22 protein-coding genes and 1 other annotated feature are annotated in these 20,925 nt (G+C 58.7%); of the genes, 8 read left to right on the forward strand and 14 right to left on the reverse strand.

All coding sequences use genetic code 11. From position 1 onward, the window contains the following. Positions 1-93 precede the first annotated feature (93 nt). The 4 genes from OXR61_RS20890 to OXR61_RS20905 form a co-directional block, all read right to left on the reverse strand. On the reverse strand, positions 94-1,395 hold the full coding sequence (locus tag OXR61_RS20890; protein WP_021507224.1) for an inosine/guanosine kinase: 1,302 nt from the start codon (positions 1,393-1,395) through the stop codon (positions 94-96). 58 nt (positions 1,396-1,453) lie between these two features. After that, positions 1,454-2,413 (reverse strand): ferrochelatase, encoded by a 960-nt coding sequence (gene hemH / locus OXR61_RS20895; protein ID WP_021507223.1) that lies wholly within the window; start codon positions 2,411-2,413, stop codon positions 1,454-1,456. Between the two features lie 115 nt (positions 2,414-2,528). Next, positions 2,529-3,173, reverse strand: coding sequence for an adenylate kinase (gene adk, locus OXR61_RS20900; RefSeq protein ID WP_021507222.1), 645 nt, complete (start codon positions 3,171-3,173; stop codon positions 2,529-2,531). A gap of 151 nt (positions 3,174-3,324) precedes the next feature. After that, the gene (locus OXR61_RS20905) at positions 3,325-4,152 is read right to left on the reverse strand and encodes a DUF6024 family protein (RefSeq protein WP_031279661.1); all 828 of its coding nucleotides are present in this window, start codon (positions 4,150-4,152) and stop codon (positions 3,325-3,327) included. 189 nt (positions 4,153-4,341) lie between these two features. Between OXR61_RS20905 and OXR61_RS20910 the strand changes: the two genes are divergently transcribed. Further along, on the forward strand, positions 4,342-5,211 hold the full coding sequence (locus tag OXR61_RS20910) for a LysR substrate-binding domain-containing protein (protein ID WP_021507220.1): 870 nt from the start codon (positions 4,342-4,344) through the stop codon (positions 5,209-5,211). 172 nt (positions 5,212-5,383) lie between these two features. Here the strand turns inward: OXR61_RS20910 and htpG are convergent, their stop codons facing one another. The 6 genes from htpG to OXR61_RS20940 all read right to left on the reverse strand — a co-directional run bounded on the left by htpG (position 5,384) and on the right by OXR61_RS20940 (position 11,655). Next, positions 5,384-7,252, reverse strand: coding sequence for a molecular chaperone HtpG (gene htpG, locus OXR61_RS20915; protein ID WP_185749251.1), 1,869 nt, complete (start codon positions 7,250-7,252; stop codon positions 5,384-5,386). A 106-nt stretch (positions 7,253-7,358) separates the two neighbouring features. Then, positions 7,359-7,964, reverse strand: a complete 606-nt coding sequence (recR, locus tag OXR61_RS20920; protein ID WP_031279660.1) for a recombination mediator RecR — start codon at positions 7,962-7,964, stop codon at positions 7,359-7,361. Continuing rightward, positions 7,964-8,293 carry a YbaB/EbfC family nucleoid-associated protein gene (locus OXR61_RS20925; protein ID WP_010616869.1) on the reverse strand — a complete coding sequence of 110 codons (330 nt, stop codon included), beginning with the start codon at positions 8,291-8,293 and terminating at the stop codon, positions 7,964-7,966. Before OXR61_RS20925 ends, recR begins: the two co-directional genes overlap by 1 nt. Before the next feature lie 49 nt (positions 8,294-8,342). Further along, a complete protein-coding gene (gene dnaX / locus OXR61_RS20930; protein ID WP_021507217.1) occupies positions 8,343-10,322 on the reverse strand; it encodes a DNA polymerase III subunit gamma/tau in 1,980 nt (659 codons plus the stop codon). Beyond that, positions 8,940-9,001: a sequence feature (DnaX frameshifting element), on the reverse strand. (Overlaps the previous gene by 62 nt.) A 247-nt stretch (positions 10,323-10,569) precedes the next feature. Next, positions 10,570-11,121 (reverse strand): adenine phosphoribosyltransferase, encoded by a 552-nt coding sequence (apt, locus tag OXR61_RS20935; RefSeq protein WP_031279659.1) that lies wholly within the window; start codon positions 11,119-11,121, stop codon positions 10,570-10,572. A gap of 150 nt (positions 11,122-11,271) precedes the next feature. After that, complete coding sequence (locus tag OXR61_RS20940; RefSeq protein ID WP_021507215.1) at positions 11,272-11,655, reverse strand: DUF454 family protein; 384 nt, start codon at positions 11,653-11,655, stop codon at positions 11,272-11,274. A gap of 58 nt (positions 11,656-11,713) precedes the next feature. Between OXR61_RS20940 and OXR61_RS20945 the strand changes: the two genes are divergently transcribed. From OXR61_RS20945 to rsmS, 3 genes are read left to right on the forward strand one after another with little or no spacing between them, the layout of a single operon-like run. After that, positions 11,714-12,223, forward strand: coding sequence for a primosomal replication protein (locus OXR61_RS20945; protein ID WP_021507214.1), 510 nt, complete (start codon positions 11,714-11,716; stop codon positions 12,221-12,223). 49 nt (positions 12,224-12,272) lie between these two features. Beyond that, positions 12,273-12,518 carry a membrane protein gene (locus OXR61_RS20950; RefSeq protein ID WP_021507213.1) on the forward strand — a complete coding sequence of 82 codons (246 nt, stop codon included), beginning with the start codon at positions 12,273-12,275 and terminating at the stop codon, positions 12,516-12,518. Between the two features lie 8 nt (positions 12,519-12,526). Beyond that, the gene (rsmS, locus tag OXR61_RS20955) at positions 12,527-12,682 is read left to right on the forward strand and encodes a pleiotropic regulatory protein RsmS (protein ID WP_021507212.1); all 156 of its coding nucleotides are present in this window, start codon (positions 12,527-12,529) and stop codon (positions 12,680-12,682) included. Here the strand turns inward: rsmS and acrR are convergent. Further along, positions 12,679-13,317, reverse strand: a complete 639-nt coding sequence (gene acrR, locus OXR61_RS20960) for a multidrug efflux transporter transcriptional repressor AcrR (RefSeq protein WP_031279658.1) — start codon at positions 13,315-13,317, stop codon at positions 12,679-12,681. The genes rsmS and acrR overlap by 4 nt on opposite strands. A gap of 142 nt (positions 13,318-13,459) precedes the next feature. Here acrR and OXR61_RS20965 point away from each other — a divergent pair, with 142 nt between their 5' ends. From OXR61_RS20965 to ykgO, 4 genes are all read left to right on the forward strand, one after another. After that, complete coding sequence (locus OXR61_RS20965) at positions 13,460-14,650, forward strand: efflux RND transporter periplasmic adaptor subunit (RefSeq protein ID WP_031279657.1); 1,191 nt, start codon at positions 13,460-13,462, stop codon at positions 14,648-14,650. Between the two features lie 17 nt (positions 14,651-14,667). Next, positions 14,668-17,817, forward strand: a complete 3,150-nt coding sequence (locus OXR61_RS20970; RefSeq protein ID WP_021507209.1) for a multidrug efflux RND transporter permease subunit AcrB — start codon at positions 14,668-14,670, stop codon at positions 17,815-17,817. Positions 17,818-17,976: 159 nt separating this feature from the next. After that, positions 17,977-18,234 (forward strand): type B 50S ribosomal protein L31, encoded by a 258-nt coding sequence (locus OXR61_RS20975; protein ID WP_021507208.1) that lies wholly within the window; start codon positions 17,977-17,979, stop codon positions 18,232-18,234. 15 nt (positions 18,235-18,249) lie between these two features. Further along, positions 18,250-18,390 carry a type B 50S ribosomal protein L36 gene (gene ykgO / locus OXR61_RS20980; protein ID WP_010616859.1) on the forward strand — a complete coding sequence of 47 codons (141 nt, stop codon included), beginning with the start codon at positions 18,250-18,252 and terminating at the stop codon, positions 18,388-18,390. Between the two features lie 44 nt (positions 18,391-18,434). Here ykgO and OXR61_RS20985 read toward each other — a convergent pair whose 3' ends face one another. From OXR61_RS20985 to OXR61_RS20995, 3 genes are read right to left on the reverse strand one after another with little or no spacing between them, the layout of a single operon-like run. Beyond that, entirely contained in the window at positions 18,435-19,313 is an 879-nt protein-coding gene (locus OXR61_RS20985) for a metal ABC transporter substrate-binding protein (RefSeq protein ID WP_021507207.1), read from the reverse strand. A gap of 21 nt (positions 19,314-19,334) precedes the next feature. Next, on the reverse strand, positions 19,335-20,174 hold the full coding sequence (locus OXR61_RS20990) for a metal ABC transporter permease (protein ID WP_021507206.1): 840 nt from the start codon (positions 20,172-20,174) through the stop codon (positions 19,335-19,337). Next, entirely contained in the window at positions 20,171-20,827 is a 657-nt protein-coding gene (locus tag OXR61_RS20995; RefSeq protein ID WP_021507205.1) for an ABC transporter ATP-binding protein, read from the reverse strand. The genes OXR61_RS20990 and OXR61_RS20995 overlap by 4 nt, the downstream gene beginning before the upstream one ends. Positions 20,828-20,925: the final 98 nt, after the last annotated feature.

The raw sequence follows: 20,925 nt of genomic DNA on the forward strand, positions 1-20,925 counted from the left end.
GTTTCACACAGCGCAGATATCCATCACGCATTCATGCGCACCGTTTCGCAAAGCGCAGTCATCCATGACGGATCGCTGGTCAGCCCGCCGTTATTACCTGTCCCAGTAAGACTCTTCTAAACTGTCTTCCCGCTCCGGCAGTCCGCGCGTCAGACGCGGTGAGTGCTGGTTCAGCACCTGATAACTGACGCGGTTGGCATATTTGCACACCTGCGCCAGCGACGAGTAGGTCAGGTATTCGCGGGCGTGTTTGCTGGAGTTTGGCACTTTCTGACGGTGGAAATTGTTGGCGGTAATATCGTGCAGCAGCGCCGCCAGCGCGCCATCACCGGCACCGTTGGTGTTCATGATCTTCTCCGGACCACCCATGTAAGGCGCAATGTGCGAGAAGATCCGCAGCGGCTGCTGGCAATCCTGATGACGCATGGCGCGGCTGAACTCAAACTGGTTGAACTCGGCAATCGCCCCCGGCAACAGCGGATGATTGGTTTTGCGCTTAAACGCCTCTTCGGTGAACCCGGCCATATACAGCCCGGTCGGTCCGGCGGTGCATAGCACCAGATCGACCCAGTCCAGCGCCATGTTAGAGGCCAGCAGCGGATCCGCTTCGCCGGTCAGCGCGAACGCTTCCTCTTCATTCATCGCCACAATCGAGACGTGTTCGCGCAGGAAATCGCGCCAGAACTGCGGGTTATCCTGAATCACATATTTGGTACCGAGCGTCAGCACCACCGGTACATTGTGCTTTTTGGCGAACTCAATGGCCCGCAGCGTCGCTTCCGGCATCGGTTCGCCCGGCTGACAGCGCACCAGGTAGGATGTCAGCACCAGCGCCGACGCACCGGCAATCACCTCTTCCGGAATACTGGCGGCCTGCAGCTGGTTCATCAGGCCAGGGCTGATAGCAAAAGTCCGCTCGCCCTGCTCACCGATCAGGGTAAAGCAGCGGCCAATGGCGCCATCGACGCCCTGCAGGAAGTTAAGGTCCATGCGGCTGGAGGTATTGCACAGGTAGCGATAGGCGTAACCGCCAATCTGGATGTTGTTACACATCACGCCGAGCAGCACCGAACGGTCATCAGCCAGCACCGAGTAGTTGTGCAGCGTATTACCGATGGTACCGCCGGCAAACTGGTGGCTGATCAGCTGCTCGCGCATCAGCTCGTTATACAGCGCTTCGGCGGTCGCATCGTCGATGACCAGCGAATGACCGGCGCTCAGGCCATAGCGCTGCAGGAAGTCGTCATCGACTTTGGCTTCGATATCCACCAGCGTCTGGTCGATACCCACCACCCAGCTGCCCTCTTCCTGCTCCTGCTGGGAAGCCTGCAGCAGCGGATCGCGCGCGTTGACGGGAAAATAGTGTTTGGATTTGCGTTTGCCGGGAAATTTCATGAAAGCTGCCGTCAGGGAAAATCAGGCAGAGAATGATATCACATTCTCTGCCACACCCTTAGCGGCGCGCTTGTACCAGCTGCACCATCATCTCGATGTGCTCATCATCCGCATTAAGCGCCGGAATGTATTCAAATTTCTCGCCGCCAGCGTGCAGGAAGATTTCGCAGTTTTCGCCGCTGATCTCCTCCAGCGTCTCGAGGCAGTCCGCCGCAAAGCCCGGACTCATCACCTGCACATGTTTAATCCCTTTGGCCGGCAGGCTTTTCATGGTCTCATCCGTGTACGGCATCAGCCATGGCTCGCGGCCAAAGCGCGACTGGAAGGTCATCATGATTTTATGCGGCGCAATGCCGAGCGCGGCGGCCAGGGCGTCGGTGGTGTCTTTGCAGCGCAGCGGATAGTCGTCGCCTTCATTGGCGAAGCGCTGCGGAATGCCGTGGTAAGAGAGCACCAGCAGATCCGGCTCGCCGTGTTGGGCAAACGAGCGCTCCACCGAGGCCTTCAGCGCGGCGATATAGGCCGGATGTTCGGCGTAATCGCGGATAAACGCCACTTCCGGCAGGGAACGCAGCGGTTTAAAGCTGGCCGCCAGGCCATCCCACACTGCCGCCACCGTGGAGCAGGAGAACTGCGGATAGAGCGGCAGCACGATGAATTTGGTGACGCCCTGCGCCAGCAGACGCTCAACCGCACCGTTAAGGCTCGGCTGGCCGTAACTCATGCCCAGCTCTACCGGCATATCCAGCCGCTGCGCCAGCGCGGCACGCTGCCGCTTGCTGAACACCATCAGCGGGGAACCTTCATCCATCCACACCGATGCGTACAGCTTCGAGACGCGCGGCGAGCGGAACGGCAGAATGATGAAATTGAGAATCGGCCACCACAGCCAGCGCGGCGTATCCACCACGCGCGGATCGCCGAGGAACTGTTTCAGATAGCGTTTCACCGCCGCGGTGGTCGGTGCGTCTGGTGTACCTAAGTTAACCAGTAAAACCCCAGGCTTATCTTGCCTCATTGTATTTCCTTGATGTCGCAGACAATGGTTCTGAATCGGGGGAAATTGTAGCGGAAAAAGCGGAGGGGGAAAGCAATTGCTGCAAAAGGGCCGGACAACCGGCCCTGGTCACCACTTAGCCGAGGATATCGGCCAGCTGTGCACTCACTTCGGTCACCTGGCGGGTGCCGTCGATTTTGTGGTATTCGGTGTTACCGGCTTCGGCTTCTTTGCTGTAGTAAGCAATCAGCGGCGCGGTCAGCTGATGGTATTCCACCAGACGCTTACGCACGGTCTCTTCCTGGTCATCTTTACGCGTGGTCAGCTCTTCGCCGGTCACGTCATCTTTACCTTCCACTTTTGGCGGATTGTATTTGATGTGGTAAACGCGGCCTGACGGCGCATGCACGCGGCGGCCGACAATGCGATCGACAATCAGTTCGTCCGGTACGGCGAACTCGAGCACGTAATCCACCTTGATGCCCGCCTCTTTCATGGCGTCAGCCTGCGGAATGGTGCGTGGGAAACCATCGAGCAGGAAGCCGTTTTTGCAGTCTTCCTGCGCGATACGCTCTTTAACCAGCGCAATCACCAGCTCGTCCGTTACCAGTTTACCGGCATCCATGATGGCTTTCGCCTGCTGGCCCAATTCGGTGCCGGCTTTAACAGCCGCACGCAACATGTCGCCCGTGGAGATCTGCGGAATACCGTATTTCTCCATGATGAATTGAGCCTGAGTGCCCTTACCTGCGCCCGGTGCCCCGAGCAGAATAATACGCATTGCGTAATTCCCCTTGCGAATCGCATTGATCAATCTGAGAAGGCCAAGAACATACCATTATGACCCGCACACCACAAGGCAACGGGCCCCCGGGCGCTGAAAGGCCTACTTTGACCTGCTTTAGCGCGGTGCGCCAGTAGCAGGCGCGTTTTTAAGAATTTCGGCTGTCTCTGAGCACCTCGCGCAGCCGTTTTTTTAGCGCAGCGGTGACGTTCTGCGGCTTATTGCCGTTGCCGCGCACGCTGACCGGCAAAAACAGGCGATGCGGCGCGGGCAGCAGCTGCATATCTGCGGGCAACGCTGGCAGCGCACTGCCGGGCGGCAAGGGCAGCAGCGCAAACGGCAGGCCGGGCTGGTGAATCGACTGCAGCGTGAACGGCGTATCCAGCGTCAGGCTGTCAACACTGGCAACGTTGAAGGGCTGCCAGTCGTCCTGCGCCATGCACTCCAGCGCGCGTTCCGGCGCGTCACCCAGCGCCAGTCCCTGTTCGAACAGCCGCAGCTCGCTGCGCACCAGCGTACTAAAATCATGAGTACGCAGCGCAATCAGCACCAGATCGTCGCTCAGCATCGCATGCTGATTCAGCTGGGTGACAAACAGTCGCGCCTCGCTGATAAGTCGTTTATGCAACACGCTGGCGAAGGAGCCGGACGCGTGCGTCACGCCCTGGCTCTGGCAGGCACTCAGATTGCGCACCCGGCCCTGCTGCATATCGACGTGATCGACCAGCGCGATATTGCCCGCCATCATCGGCAGGGCCGGCAGCACGCTGAGTTCGCTGACCGGATATTGCGCGGCGTAGCGCGTCTGATTGCGCGCCTGCTCCTGGCGCAGAAACAGTTGCGAGAGCAGCACGCGCGCGATGTGCAGTGAGGGGGCAAAAAACAGATCGTAATTTTCCAGCCGATAGTGACGGGACAGCAAGCCGCGCAGCCGATCGCGCGCCGCCGCCCTGGCAGTAGCCTGTTGTGAAGTCATCACGTGACATTTCTCTTGGTTATTCTGCTGTGTGAAGCTGGCGCTGGCAGCGGACATCGCCGCTGCTTTACACAGCGAAGCCGGTCCGTCAACCCGCCAGATTAAGCAGGAAAGGTTAGGTTAATGCGGCTGGACATTAAAATGATATAAACTGACAATCCCTGTTAGGTTTTTACACAGGGGATGAGTATGACCGCGCTTCCGTCGTTACGTGCACTGCACTATTTTCATCAGGCGGCGCTGCATTGCAGCTTTAGCGTCGCGGCCGAATGTCTCCATGTCACCCACAGCGCCATCAGCCATCAGATTCGCCAGCTGGAGAGCTGGATGGGCAAACCCCTGTTCATCCGCACCAACGGGCGCGTGCGCTTAACCTCTCACGGCGAACGCCTGCTGGTGAGCTGCCAGAAAGCCTTTAGCGAACTCTCTACCACCTGCGTAAGTATTCGCACCGGGATGCGCAATCATCTGAGCGTCGCCTGTACCCCGAGTTTTTTATCCCAGTGGCTGATTCCGCGCATCAGCAGCTTTTACCAGCGCTATCCCGATATTGAAGTGCAATTTCAGCCGCAGGGCGATATTGCTCAGCTGCGCAGCGAACACACCGATGTGCTGATCCTCAGTTATGAACAGGCGCCGGACGACGACATTGATGCCTCGCTCATCAGCGATGATTACGTTGGCCCGCTGTGCGCCCCACAGTACGCGGCGCGTTTTCACAGCGAGCAGGATCTGGCGTCGCTGCCGCTTTTGCACGCCGATACCCGCCTGCAGGCCTGGGCCGAATGGGCGAAAATCAGCGGCGTGCGCGGTAATTTTTGGCTGGGCAAACATTTCGATAATCTGACGCTGGCGATTCAGGCCGCGAGAAACGGGCTGGGCGTGATTGTGGCGCCGCGTCTGCTGGTGCGTCAGGAGCTGAACGACGGCACGCTGATTGCGCCGCTGGGGTTTGTGCGCGCCGACCGTGCCACCTGGATGATGACCAAGCGGTCACGCCAGCACGATGCGGAGATTACGTTGTTCCGGGATTGGCTGCGGGATGAAGCGCTGAAGTAAGCAAGGGCGGCATAAATAAAAAAAGGTCGTCATTAATGACGACCCTACGAATATGTGATTTTTTAAGGTCGTCATTAATGACGACCCTACAGAGAGTGGACAGTTGTCAAATCGGTGACAGGTAACCTGTAGGGTCGGCATTCATGCCGACCGTTCCGATTACCGCACCGCGTTACGCCGTCAGCAACTGATTCATGCGGCGGATAAACTGGTTAGGATCGTCCAGCGTGCCGCGCTCAGCCAGCAGCGCCTGATCCAGCAGCAGTTCAACCCATTCCGCAAAGCGCGCTTCATCCTGCGTATCAGCCACGCGTTTCACTAGTGTATGCTCCGGGTTGATCTCAAAGATGTACTTCACTTCCGGCACATCCTGACCGGCCGCGGCGAACAGCTTCGCCATCTGCGTGGTCATTTCGTTGGCGTCAGTGGTGACAATCGCTGGCGTGTCAGTGAGGCGATGGGTCAGGCGCACCTCTTTGACGCGCTCGCCCAGCAGGGTTTTCACGCGATCGACGAACGGCTCCAGCGCTTTTTCCGCTTCCTTCTGTGCTTCCGTCTCTTCATCCGCCAGCTTGCTCAGCGACTCATCCGCTTTGCTCACCGACTGGAACGCTTTGCCATCGAATTCCGTCAGGTAGCTCATCATCCACTCGTCGATACGATCGGACAGCAGCAGGACCTCGATGCCTTTCTTACGGAACAGCTCCAGATGCGGGCTGCTTTTCGCGGCGGCATAGCTGTCGGCAGTGATGTAGTAAATCTTCTCCTGCCCTTCAACCATGCGGCTAACGTAATCTTCCAGTGAAACGGTCTGCGCCGCGCCTTCGCTCTGGGTGGTGGCGAAACGCAGCAGTTTAGCAATCGCCTCCTGGTTGGCATGATCTTCCGCCGGGCCCTCTTTCAGCACCAGACCGAACTCTTTCCAGAACTGCTGATATTTCTCTGCGTCGTCTTTAGCCAGTTTTTCCAGCATCTGCAGGCTGCGTTTGGTCAGCGCGGCGCGCAGGCTCTGCGTGACGCGGCTGTCCTGCAGGATCTCACGGGAGACGTTGAGCGGCAGATCGCTGGAATCTATCAGGCCACGCACAAAGCGCAGGTAGTTCGGCATGAACTGTTCCGCGTCATCCATGATGAAGACGCGCTGCACGTACAGCTTCAGACCGTGCTTGCTGTCGCGGTTCCACATGTCGAACGGCGCACGCGACGGGATGTACAGCAGACTGGTGTACTCCTGCTTACCTTCGACGCGGTTGTGGCTCCAGATGGCCGGATCGCTGAAATCATGAGCGATGTGTTTGTAGAACTCGTTGTACTCTTCGTCGCTGATTTCGCCTTTGTTGCGCGTCCACAGCGCCTGGGCTTTGTTGATCTTCTCCCAGGTGACGGTATCGTTCTCTTCGTCTTTGGTCTCGATCTCCACCGGCAGCGCGATGTGATCGGAATATTTGCTGATCACGTTGCGCACGCGCCACGCATCGAGGAAGTCATCTTCGCCTTCACGGAAGTGCAGCGTAATTTCGGTGCCGCGATCGGCTTTCTCAATCTCCGCCAGCGTATACTCGCCTTCGCCGGCGGATTCCCAGAACACGCCTTCGTCGGCTTTGGCGCCCGCAGCACGGGTGCGTACCGTCACTTTGTCAGCCACGATAAACGCCGAGTAGAAACCGACGCCGAACTGGCCGATCAGCTGGCTGTCTTTTGCCTGATCGGAACCCATCGATTCCAGAAACGCTTTGGTACCGGATTTCGCGATGGTGCCGAGGTTTTCAATCACCTCATCACGACGCATACCGATGCCGTTATCGCTCAGCGTCAGTGTGCGTTTTTCCTTGTCGACCGAGATACGCACGCGCAGGTCGCCATCGCCTTCGTACAGATCCGGCGTCGACAGTGCGCGGAAGCGCAGTTTGTCAGCCGCATCGGAGGCGTTGGAGATCAGTTCACGCAGGAAAATCTCTTTGTTTGAATAGAGGGAATGGATCATCAGGTGCAGAAGTTGTTTTACCTCTGACTGGAAGCCACGCGTCTCTTGTCCTTTCATGGTCATTGCTACCTCAACAGAATCGGGGTTGATCAATTGTTGAGAGTGAAATGGGGATGGTGGGAAGAATTTCAAGCCGGTATCGCAGCAGGATACCGGCAAGTGGTCAGAATTTAATCTTGTGCCGTCCGGCAAGCGAGTGCGACAGCGTTGTGCCGTCGACCATTTCCAGTTCACCACCGACCGGAACCCCGTGCGCAATGCGGCTGGCGTCAACGCCATACTGGCCGCACAGCTCGGCGATATAGTTAGCCGTGGCTTCGCCTTCCACCGTTGGGTTGGTGGCAAGGATCACCTCCTGCAGCGTCTCACGTTCAAGGCGCTGCTCCAGCCGATCCAGGCCAATATCCTGCGGGCCGATGCCGTCCAGCGGCGACAGATGGCCCATCAGCACAAAATAGCGACCGCCAAACTGGCCGGTCTGCTCGATGGCGTGGATATCCGCCGGGCTCTCCACCACGCAAATCTGGCCGTTTTGCTGACGGCGGGGATTGGCGCAGATGGTGCAGATCTCCTGCTCGGTGAAGGTGCGGCAGTCGGAACAGTGGCCGATTTCTGCCATGGCGCGGGTCAGCGCCTGCGCCAGACGCATGCCACCGCTGCGATCGCGCTGCAACAGATGAAACGCCATGCGCTGCGCCGATTTCGGGCCAACGCCCGGTAGACAGCGCAGCGACTCCATCAAAGCTTCAAGCAGTGGACTGGTTTGCATCAGAACGGCATCTTGAAGCCAGGCGGCAGCTGCATACCGGCAGAGACGGACGCCATCTTCTCTTTCTGCGTTTCATCAATACGGCGCGCCGCATCGTTGAACGCCGCAGCGATCAGATCTTCCAGCATCTCTTTGTCATCTTCCAGCAGGCTGGGATCGACTTCCACGCGGCGGCAGTTGTGCGCACCGTTGATGGTCACTTTGACCAGGCCAGCCCCTGATTCGCCGGTGACTTCCAGTGCGGCGATCTCTTCCTGAACTTTGGCCATTTTATCCTGCATCTGCTGGGCCTGTTTCATCAGGTTGCCCAATCCGCCTTTACCAAACATAGTTTTCTCTCTCTGCTGGGGCTGCGCGCAACGCTGCGCGACAGCGTGATCATACGGGTCGGATACTCTCTTCATCCAGGTCCGCATCAAAGAAGCGACGCAGCGTCTGAATGTGGGTATCGCTTTCGATCGACTGACGCGCCTGCGCCAGTTTCTCTTCATAAATGGCCTGACGCCACTCCAGCGGCGTCAATACCGCCGGATTATCGTCTTCCACGATGGTCAGTTCAACCGTCTGGCCGGCCGCCTGGCTCAGCGCGTCCTGAATTGCCTGGCGCGCCGGGGCAGAGTTGAGATGACGCTGGCTGCTGCGCAAATGCAGCGTCACGCCCTGCTCATTCACCTCTTTCCACGCGTTCAGCGCGACCTGCTGGACCAGCTTCGGCAGCGTCAGCGTGGCGATTTCCGCCGCCCAGGCGTCGCGCTGCAGCGCCTCTTCCGCCAGTTTGAGCGCCAGCTCTGGCGTTTTCTCATGCTCCAGCGCAGAACGCAAGGCTTTTGGCGTCGCCACCGGCTCCGGCTTGATCTCCTCCTGCTGCTGGGCTTTCCAGCGATACGCTTCCGGTTTCGCCGGCGCTTTTACCGCCGGTTCAGACGCGCGCTGTTGCACGCGCTCGGTGACGCTTGCCAGACGTTCCAGCGCCGGGTTTGCCGGCCGCGCGGAACGCGCTGCCGGCTCACTCTTTTTTGCTTTGCCGGCTCCCTGACGCAGCAGCTGCGTCCGCGCCTGTAACAGCTGACTGGTGGCGTCGGGCAAGTTATCCGGGGCCGGTGCCATATCGGGATAATCATCGGCCGGCGGCGGCGACTCATCCATCGGCGGTGCCATCTGCGGCTGCGCGGCCACAGCGGGTGCGGCTTTGGTCTGAGGCGCTGGCGCGGCAACGGCCGGTGCGGCCTGCGGCGTCAGCGACGGGCGCGCCACCGGTTCAGCGATGGTGGCCTGCGGATGAAACGCCAGCGCACGCAGCAGCGTCATTTCCACGCCCAGCCGGCGATCCGGCGCCAGCGGCAAATCTTTGCGCCCCATCAGCAGCGTCTGATAATAGAGCTGAACGTCAGCAGGCGGCAGCACGCGCGCCAGTTCGCGCAGGCGCTGCGTCTGGCTGGCATCATCTTCGCCAAGCGAGCTGGGCAGCAGCTGGACCATCGCGATACGGTGCAGCAGACGCAGCATCTCCACCAGCAGCGCCTCCCACTCCACGCCGCGCGATGCGGCCTGATTCAGCAGCGCCATCACCTGTTCGCCGTTGCCTTCCACCAGCGCTTCAATCAGCGCCAGCGGCTGTTCATCATCCAGCGTGCCCAGCATTTGCGCCACGCTGTCGCGCGTGACGCTGCCCTGCCCCATAGCAATCGCCTGATCGGTGAGGCTGAGCGCATCGCGCATACTGCCGTCGGCGGCGCGCGCCAGCAGATGCAGCGCGCGCGGCTCGGCGTCAATCTGCTCCTGCTGCAGCACGTGCGCCAGCTGCTGCTGAATCTGTTCGACGTCGAGGGCTTTCAGATGGAACTGCAGGCAGCGCGACAGAATGGTTACCGGCAGCTTCTGCGGATCGGTGGTCGCCAGCAGGAATTTCACATGCGACGGCGGCTCTTCCAGCGTTTTCAGCAGCGCATTAAAGCTGTGGCGCGACAGCATGTGCACTTCATCGATCAGATAGACCTTAAAGCGCCCGCGCGCGGGTGCATACTGCACGTTATCCAGCAGGTCGCGCGTGTCTTCCACTTTGGTGCGCGAGGCGGCATCGATTTCAATCAGATCGACAAAGCGCCCCTGTTCAATCTCGCGACAGTTATCGCACTGTCCACAGGGCGTGGCCGTGATACCGGTTTCGCAGTTGAGGCCTTTAGCCAGCAGACGCGCAATCGAGGTTTTCCCCACGCCGCGCGTGCCGGAAAACAGATAGGCATGATGGATGCGTCCCAGTGACAACCCGTTGGCCAGCGCCGTCAGCACATGTTCCTGACCGACTACGTCGGCGAAAGCCTGGGGACGCCATTTTCGCGCAAGTACCTGATAGCTCATGTGGATTCAATCACTGGAGTTGTTTAACCTGGCACAGCAGCACGCTCAGTTGCGCCGATTCTGCCGTGGGACTTAGGGGAAAAATGCGGTGACGCAAACCCTGTTTATTTTGACAGGAGTGTAACAGCCACAGCCGGATATGCCTATACCCGTGATACGTTGCGCGCTGCGCTTCAGGGCGGAATACGCCTGTCAGGGAGTGCGAAGAGAGGCGCCGCCGGGCATCAAGGCGGGCGGCGCGATGGCCTTAGTGGCCGGGGAAGTTGACCAGGCTGTAGCAGTCGATACCCAGCGCGTTCAGGCGCGCTTCGCCGCTTAAATCAAACAGGTTGATCACGAACGCGGCATCTTTAACTTCACCGCCCGCACGACGAATCAGTTTCACCGTGGCTTCAAGGGTGCCGCCGGTAGCCAGCAGATCGTCCACCACCAGCACCACATCGCCGGGTTTGATGGCGTCTTTGTGCAGTTCCAGCGCGTCTGAACCGTACTCCAGTTCATAGCTTTCGCTGAAAGTTTCACGCGGCAGTTTGCCCGGCTTGCGCACCGGCACAAATCCCACGCCCAGACCCAGCGCAACCGGCGCCCCGAACAGGAAGCCACGCGCTTCGGTGCCCACCACTTTGGTGATGCCTTTATTACGATAACGCTCAACCAGAATGGCGATCGCTGCGGCATACGCCTGCGGATCTTCCATCAGACTGGTGACGTCACGGAACAGGATGCCCGGCTTCGGATAGTCAGGAATGCTTTTGATGCTGTTTTTGATCAGTTCAAGCTGCTGCGCAGTTGCGGTCATAAAGGTTACGCCTGGAAAAATATCTAAAACGCGCAGCTTCCACAGCGCCAATACCCGGAAACCGGGTTAAGCGAAGTCGTTTCTCAAAGGGAAGCCACGCACGAAGATGCCCAAATCTAAGCAAACAGCCGGCTAAATGCAACCCTGATGCTACGGTTCGTGCGGGTTCGCACTTTCTGCCACAACCGGGATGCGCCACAGCATGAGCAACAATAGCGCCAGCATCACACCGAGCAGGATGCGCAGCCACAGCAGCTTCACCAGCCAGATTGAAAGCGCAAAGGTGATGACAATCAGCAACATGGCGCGGCTTTTGGCACCGGGCGGCATGGCGCGATGCTGCTGCCAGTGACGCAGATAGCGGCCAAACGGCGAGCGCCACAGCAGCCAGTGGTGAAAGCGTGGCGACGAGCGGGCAAAACACCAGGCGGCCAGCAACACGAATGGCGTGGTCGGTAGTAAAGGTAATACAATGCCCAGCGTGCCCAGCACAATCGCCAGCCAGCCAAGGCTTAACAGTAAAATGCGCTGCATGCCAGATGCCTGAAAAATGTCACAACAGCGCTACGTTAACACAGACGGAATCGAAGTGATGCCTCAACTGCCCGCCCAACAGCGTCTGCACGCAATGATTGACACGTTGCGCCAGCAGATTGCGCAGCAGCCGGACGGTAGCTGCCGTCAGCCGCGCTTTGACGCGCAGCTGTTTCGCTGCAAAGGCACGCGGCTGGCTGACTATCTGCAAGAGCTGCAGCACAATGCGGCGCAGCTCGCGGCGTCCGACAGTGATGCGTCGCGCCGCCAGTGGCTGGCGCAGAAGGTGCTGGACCAGATTGCCGCGCTGCAGCGCGAGTGCAGTAGCCAGCAACTGCGCGTGGTGCGTGAACGACCGCGTCGCGATCCGCTGCAGCCGAAGCGTGATGAGTACCGCGGCTATGAAACGCGACTGCTGGCCATGCTGCAGCAGCGCGAACAGCACCTGGCACGCGCTGAAACGCTGAGCGTGCAGCAGCAGCTGATGCGCGAGGTGGAGATTCTGCAGGAGCGGCTGGCGCGCTGCCGCGCCGCGCTGCATAAACTGGAGATCGCGGCGCAGCCGTAAGCCGTTCGCTTTCCTCTATACTGGAAACAGCGCTGACGGGAGGAAAAGCATGACCCTTATCATCTGGATTATTATTGGCCTGGCTGCCGGCTGGCTGAAGCGGAGGGTGTTTCCCGGCCGTCCCGGCGGACTGGTACCGACGCTGGTGCTGGCGGTGATCGGCGCGCTGATTGGCGGCTACATCGCCACGTATTTCACCACGGGTGACCTCGGTACGCTGCATCCGATGGGCTTTGCCGTGGCGCTGGCCGGTGCTCTGCTAATGCTGCTGGTCGCCGCTAAACTACGTATTTAGGAGACACTATGACGCTGGATACCGCGCCGGACGACATCAAGCTGGCGGTCGATTTAATTCAGCTGCTGGAGGAAAACCAGGTACCCACGGCCACGGTGCTGGCTGCGCTGGCGATTGTCCAGCGCGATTACGAGCAGAAGCTGGCGGCCGAACGCACCGCTTAGCGCGTGCCGGCGAGCGTCGGGCTCAGGCGCAGCATATCTATAAAGGCCTCGACCACCTGCGGCGCTTCACTCACCAGATCAAAACTTTGCGGATTGAATAACCAGCTTTCCATCATGCCGCTGATGTAGCCGCGCATCAGCAGCGCCGCCTGGCGGGTATTGAGGCTGGCCGGGAGCTGCCCGGCCTCGATACAGCTGCGCAGCACCTCTTCGATGCGGTCATAACACGCCTGCAGCAGCCCCTGCTGCATCGCCATTAACGTCGACATTTCGCCAACGAACTCACATTTATGGAAGATAATCTCCATTAATGCGCGTCTTTGTGGATCCTTTGCTGTGGCTTCAAGGATATAGATCAGCATCGAACGCATTACAGAAAGTGGATCGCCAGGGTATTTTGTCTGATACTCAAGTTCCACATCGTCGAGCCCGGCGTCGCAGCGCAGCCAGATCTCCTGTAACAGATCGGCTTTATTTTTAAAATGCCAGTAGATAGCGCCGCGCGTGACGCCAGCGGCCGCGGCGATATCCGCCAGTGAGGTGGCGGCCACACCGTGTTCAGAAAAGTGAGCTAGAGCGGCATCCAGAATTTGATGTCGCGTTTCAAGTGCTTGCGCTTTGGTTTTTCGTGCCATAGAGGACTGTTTTTACAAACTGGCAAGTTTACATACATTTGTGAATGTATGTACCATAGCACGACCCGTGTTTTAACGCAGCAATGGGTTTAACGGTTTGTGATCCATTGATCATTTGATATCGGACACTAGAGGTTTATTTATGAATAAAAACAGAGGATTAGCGCCTCTGGCGGCCGCCGTGATGCTTACAGGCAGCTTTTTGTTAACAGGATGTGATGATAATAAATCCCAGCAAGCCGCCCAGCAGCAGCCCCCGGAAGTGGGTGTTGTCACGTTAAAAAACGAGCCCCTGAAAATTACCACCGAACTGCCAGGCCGTACTTCGGCGTTTCGCGTGGCTGAAGTGCGTCCGCAGGTGTCAGGTATCATTCTTAAGCGTAATTTTGTTGAAGGCAGTGATGTTAAAGCCGGCGATTCGCTGTACCAGATCGATCCCGCCACCTATCAGGCCGCGTACGACAGCGCAAAAGGCGATTTAGCCCAGGCTCAGGCCAACGCGCGCGTTGCCCAGCTGACGGTGAATCGTTACAAGCCGCTGCTGGGTACCAAATATATCAGCCAGCAGGACTACGATAACGCCGCGGCCACCGCCGCGCAGACCGCCGCAGCCGTACAGGCGGCGCAGGCCAATGTGGAAACCGCCCGCATTAACCTGGCGTACACCAAAGTGACCTCGCCAATCAGCGGCCGCATTGGTAAATCCTCGGTGACGGAAGGTGCACTGGTGTCGAACGGCCAGACCACCGCGCTGGCGACCGTGCAGCAACTCGACCCGATGTACGTCGATGTAACCCAATCCAGCGATGATTTCCTGCGCCTGCGCGGCGAGCTGGAGTCGGGTCAGCTGAAACAGAACGACGGCAAAGCTAACGTTACCCTGCTGATGCAGAACGGTAGCGCATACAGCCAGCAGGGCACACTGGAATTCTCTGATGTTACCGTGGATGAAACCACTGGCTCGATTACCCTGCGCGCGATTTTCCCGAATCCGGATCATCGTTTGCTGCCGGGCATGTTCGTGCGTGCACGTCTGGATGAGGGCACTAACCCGACGGCGCTGCTGGTACCGCAGACCGGCGTAACCCGCACGCCAACCGGTGAAGCCACCGCGATGGTAGTGGGCGCGGATAATAAAGTCGAAGTGCGTAAGATTACCGCGAACCAGGCGTTTGGCGACAAATGGCTGGTGACCGATGGCCTGAAAGAGGGCGATCGCGTGATTACCGTCGGTATTCAGCGTGCTAAACCGGGTGCTCAGGTGACGCCGCAGGAAGTCAAAGATGATGCCAAAGCCGCACCGGAATCTCAGTCTGCTAAATCATCGTCATAAACAGGAGCCGTTGATACATGGCTAAGTTCTTTATCGATCGCCCCATTTTTGCCTGGGTGCTTGCCATCATTATTATGCTGGCGGGTGCGCTATCGATTATCAAACTGCCGATCGAGCAATATCCCAACGTTGCGCCGCCGGCAGTTGAAATCCAGGCATCTTATCCGGGTGCAGATGCGAAAACGCTACAGGATTCGGTAACGCAGGTTATCGAACAGAATATGAACGGCATCGACGGGCTGATGTATATGTCCTCGAGCAGTGACTCTTCTGGTACGCTGACGCTGACGCTGACCTTCCAGTCTGGCACTGATGCCGACATTGCTCAGGTGCAGGTGCAGAACAAACTGCAGCTGGCGATGCCACTGCTGCCGCAGGAAGTACAGCAGCAGGGGATTCAGGTGAAAAAATCCTCCAGCAGCTTCCTGATGGTCGCCGGTTTTGTCAGCGAAGATGGCAGCATGACGCAGAACGACATCTCAGACTACGTAGCGTCGAACATCAAAGATCCGATCAGCCGTACACCTGGCGTCGGTGATACTCAGGTGTTTGGTGCGCAGTATGCGATGCGTATCTGGCTCGATCCGCACAAGCTTAACAACTACCAGCTGACGCCGGTGGATGTGATCAGCGCGCTGCAAACCCAGAACACCCAGGTGGCCGCTGGTCAGCTGGGCGGTACCCCACCGGTGCCGGGTCAGCAGCTTAACGCCTCGATCATTGCCCAGACGCGTCTGACCTCGACCGAAGAGTTCGGCAACATCATGCTGAAGGTCAATCAGGACGGCTCACAGGTGCGCCTGCGCGATGTCGCGAAGATTGAACTCGGCGGTGAAAACTACGAGATCATTGCCCGCTATAACGGCAAACCAGCCTCCGGTATCGGTGTCAAACTGGCGACCGGCGCCAACGCGCTGGATACCGCCGACGCGGTGAAAGCGGAACTGGCCAAGCTGGAACCGTTCTTCCCGGCCGGCATGAAAACCGTTTATCCGTACGACACCACGCCATTCGTTAAGATCTCCATTTTCGAAGTGGTGAAAACGCTGTTCGAAGCCATCGTGCTGGTGTTCCTGGTAATGTATCTGTTCCTGCAGAACTTCCGCGCGACGCTGATTCCTACCATCGCCGTGCCGGTGGTGCTGCTGGGCACCTTTGCCATCATCAGTGCCTTTGGCTACTCGATAAACACCCTGACGATGTTCGGCATGGTGCTCGCCATCGGCCTGTTAGTTGATGACGCCATCGTGGTGGTAGAAAACGTTGAGCGCGTCATGGCGGAAGAGGGATTACCGCCAAAAGAAGCCACCAAACGCTCGATGGAACAGATCCAGGGCGCGCTGGTTGGCATCGCGCTGGTGCTGTCAGCGGTATTTATCCCGATGGCGTTCTTCGGCGGCTCAACCGGGGTGATTTATCGTCAGTTCTCGATCACCATCGTTTCGGCGATGGCGCTGTCGGTGCTGGTGGCGTTGATTCTGACGCCAGCGCTGTGTGCCACCATGCTGAAACCCATCAAAAAAGGTGAACACGGCAAAACCACCGGTTTCTTCGGCTGGTTTAACCGCCTGTTTGACAAGAGCACCAACCATTACGTCGACAGCGTCGGCCACATTGTGCGCAGCACCGGTCGCTATCTGCTGATTTATCTGCTGATTGTGGTCGGCATGGCTTACCTGTTCCTTAAACTGCCTACCTCGTTCCTGCCGGAAGAGGATCAGGGGCTGTTACTGGCGCAGGCGCAGCTGCCTGCCGGTGCGACCCAGGAACGTACGCAGAAGGTGCTGGATCAGGTTACGGATTACTTCCTGACCAAAGAGAAAGACAGCGTGAATTCGGTGTTTACCGTTAACGGCTTTGGCTTCGCCGGTCGTGGACAGAACACCGGTATCGCCTTCGTCAGCCTGAAGCCATGGGATGAGCGTGGTGATGCCAGCCTGAAAGTGCCGGCGATTGCCGGACGTGCAATGCAGGCGCTGGGTCAGATTAAAGATGCCATGGTGTTCCCGTTCAACCTGCCGGCCATTATCGAACTGGGTAACGCCACCGGTTTCGACTTCCAGCTGATCGATCAGGGTAACCTCGGCCATGAGAAGCTGACCGCCGCGCGTAACCAGCTGTTTGGCATGATTGCCCAGCATCCGGATACGCTGGTGGGCGTGCGTCCAAACGGGCTGGAAGATACGCCGCAGTACAAACTGATTATCGATCAGGAAAAAGCGCAGGCGCTTGGTGTGTCGCTGTCCGACATCAACACCACGCTGGGTGCGGCCTGGGGCGGTTCTTACGTCAATGACTTCATCGACCGTGGTCGCGTGAAGAAAGTGTACGTGATGGGTCAGGCCGACTCGCGCATGCTGCCGGATGACATCAGCAAATGGTACGTGCGCAACAGCGCCGGGACCATGGTGCCGTTCTCTGCCTTCTCTTCGGCGAAGTGGCAGTATGGTTCACCGCGTCTGGAGCGTTACAACGGTCTGCCATCAATGGAGATCCTGGGTCAGGCGGCACCGGGCAAGAGCTCGGGTGATGCCATGAACCTGATGGAGAGCCTCGCCTCGAAGCTGCCTGCGGGTATCGGCTACGACTGGACCGGCATGTCCTATCAGGAACGCCTGTCCGGCAACCAGGCGCCTGCACTGTACGCCATTTCGCTGATTGTGGTGTTCCTGTGTCTGGCCGCGCTGTATGAGAGCTGGTCGATTCCGTTCGCGGTCATGCTGGTGGTGCCGCTGGGTGTGATTGGCGCCCTGCTCTTCACCACGCTGCGCGGTCTGAGTAACGACGTGTACTTTGTGGTGGGTCTGTTGACCACCATTGGTCTCTCGGCGAAGAACGCCATCCTGATCGTCGAATTCGCCAAGGATTTGATGGAGAAAGAAGGCAAAGGGCTGGTCGAGTCGACGCTGGAAGCCTCACGTATGCGTCTGCGTCCGATTCTGATGACGTCGCTGGCGTTCATCCTCGGCGTACTGCCGCTGGCGATCAGCAGCGGTGCCGGCTCCGGCGCACAGAACGCCGTCGGTACCGGCGTAATGGGCGGAATGGTGACAGCCACCGCGCTGGCGATCTTCTTTGTGCCGGTGTTCTTCGTGGTGGTGCGCCGCCGTTTCAGCAAGAACAAGTCTGAGCTGGAACAGGGCCATCCGGTCGATCACCCTCACTGATAGTTTCTCTCTGCTAAAAGGCCGCGCAAGCGGCCTTTTTTATTGCGCACTCCTCTGCCCGCACGTTCCATGACAAATCCGCACCGGACGCGTGGTTGCAATCCTGCGGCGTGAGGTTCATAATATTGTTATATTATAACATTACACGAGAGCGCTATTATGAAACCAAACATTCATCCGCACTACCGTCCTGTGGTGTTCCACGACACCACCGTCGACGAATACTTCAAAGTCGGCTCAACGATTCAGACCGATCGTACCATCCAGTTTGAGGGCGAAGAGCTGCCGTACGTCACGCTTGATGTGTCGTCGAAGTCGCACGTTTACTACACCGGTAAACAGAAAGAGTTTGCCAAAGAGGGCAGCGCCGCACGCTTCAACAAGCGTTTTGGCAGCTTCCTGACGCGCAGCAAATAACCGGAGTTCAGCCACATGCAAGTTGTCAGTTCATTGCGGTCTGCCAAGACCCGTCACAAAGATTGCAAAGTCGTGCGGCGTAAAGGTCGTATTTATGTGATTTGCAAAACCAACCCGCGCTTTAAGGCGGTGCAGGGAAGAAAGAAAAAACGTTAGGAAAGTGTCGTGATAATTGGCCGGGATGCTCCCCGGCCTTTTTTTTACTTCATGCTGTGCAGCAGAGTTTCCACGTTGTGCTTAAACGCCGCCTCATAGGTGGGCGCCGGCCCGCTGGCCGCTGACAGCGCTTCCGGATAGAGCTCGCCACCGGGTTGCGCACCGGTTTCACTGGCGATCTGTTTCACCAGACGCGGATCGGTCTGATTCTCCATAAAGTAGGTGGTGATGTGCTCGGCCCGGAGCTGTTTGATGATAGCGGCGACATCGCTGGCGCTGGCTTCCGCTTCGGTTGAGAAGCCCACCGGCGCGAGGAATGTCACGCCATAGCGCTGGCCGAAGTAGCCAAAGGCATCATGGCTGGTGAGCACCTTGCGTTTACTTTGCGCCACGCCGGAAAATTCACTTTTGGCCCAACTATCCAGCTTCTGCAACTGCTGAATATAGCGTTCACCGCTGTGACGGATGTCGGCAGCATCGTCCGGATCGGCTTTGATCAGCGCGTTCATCACGTTAGTGGCGTAGATCACGCCGTTGTGCATGCTGTTCCACGCGTGTGGATCGGTGATGGTTTTGCCATCCTCCTCCATTTTGCGCGTATTGACGCCGTTCGAGGCGACCACCACCGTGCCCTTGTAGCCGGACGCGCTAATCAGCCGGTCCATCCAGCCTTCCATGCCCAGTCCGCTGACGAACACCACATCGGCCTGCGCCAGCGCCTGGCTATCCTGCGGCGTGGGCTCAAAGGTGTGCGGATCGCCATCCGGACCCACCAGCGATTTCACCTTAACGTGATCGCCGCCGACCTGTTTAACGATGTCTGCCAGCACGGTAAAACTGGCTACGGCATCAACGGTTTTTGCCAGCGTCAGCGGGCTAATCAGCATCGCGCCAATCGCCAGACTCAACGGTAACTTCTTCATACCTATCCCCTTGTCATCTTATTATCGACGGCGCAGCAGGCCGCCACATGGTCCTGTCAACACAGACAGCAAAAACAGTACGGCCGCACTCAGTACCACCGCCGGTCCGGCAGGCAGGGCATAGTGCCAGGAGAGCAACAGGCCGATAAAGGCGGCGATCAGCGCCAGCAGCATGGCAATCGCCAGCATGCGCGTAAGGTGACGGCTCCAGAAGCGCGCGCTGGTGGCGGGCAGCATCATCAGCCCAACGGACATCAGCGTGCCGAGCACCTGAAAACCCGCCACCAGATTCAGCACCACCAGCGTGAGGAAAATGCCGTGCACCAGCGGTGCGCTCCATTTTCCCTGCGCACGCAGAAAATCAGGATCAAAGGCATCAATGACCAGCGGCCGGAAGATCACGGCCAGCATTAGCAGGGTGAACGCAGCGATGCTGCCAACCAGCACAATCGCGCCGTTATCCACCGCCAGCAGCGAGCCGAACAACACGTGCAGCAGATCGACACTGGAACCGCGCAGTGATACCAGCGTGACGCCGAGCGCCAGCGAACCCAGATAGAAGCCGGAAAAGCTGGCATCTTCCTTCAGGTGGGTATAACGGCTGACCGCACCGGACAGCAGCGCCACCGCCAGCCCGGCAATCAGGCCGCCAATGCCCATCGCTACCAGTGACAGGCCGGATACCAGATAGCCGATGGCGGCGCCAGGCAGTACCGCATGGGACAGCGCATCGCCCACCAGGCTCATACGGCGCAGCGAGAGAAAGACGCCGAGCGGCGTTGCACTGATCGCCAGCGCCATGCAGGCCACCAGAGCCCGGCGCATAAAACCAAACTCAATAAACGGCTGGAGTAACGTCATGACGCCACCCGACACAGCCGCGGTTGCTGCGCACTGTCGCGCTCATCCAGCGACAGCACGTCACGAAAATGGCGCGCCACCAGTAGCTTGTCGTGCAGCACCACCAGCAGCGTGGTGCCCGCCCGCTGCTGCTGTTCGAGAATCGACATCAGTAAGGTTATCGTCGGCGTATCAATGCCGTTGAAGGGTTCATCCAGCAGCCAGAGCTGACTGCGCTGGAGCATCAGGCGCGCAAACAGCACGCGCTGCAACTGCCCGCCGGAGAGCATCGCGGGCTGCGCAGTGGCGAAGTCGCGCATCTGCACCGCCTCCAGCGCGGCATCAATCTCCTGCCTCAGCGCACGCGTGATGCCACCGAACCAGCCGCAGCGCGGCCAGCAGCCCATTGCCACCAGCTCATAGACGGTGAGCGGAAAGCGGGTATCCAGCTCGCTGCGCTGCGGCAACCAGCCCAGCGCTTTTCGCGGCAGCTGCAGTTCACAGCGTCCCGCCACTGGCGGCAGCAGTCCGGCGATAGTTTTGAGCAAGGTTGATTTGCCCGTTCCGTTGGCCCCGACCAGTGCCGTCATACTGCCGGCCGCCAGTTCGCCATTCACCACCGGCGTCACCGCCCTGCCCTGATAGCCGCCCTGCAGACGATGAAAACGCATCATTGGTGCAGGCCCCAGACGATGGCTAGAGCCAGCAGGCCACTCAGCAGTAGCGCTACCAGCAGGCGCCCGCCGAGCGAGAGAAGTAATCCACTGTGATT

The sequence above is a fragment of the Pantoea sp. GM_Pan_4 genome (genome assembly GCF_026541005.1).
Lineage (GTDB): Bacteria > Pseudomonadota > Gammaproteobacteria > Enterobacterales > Enterobacteriaceae > Pantoea > Pantoea dispersa.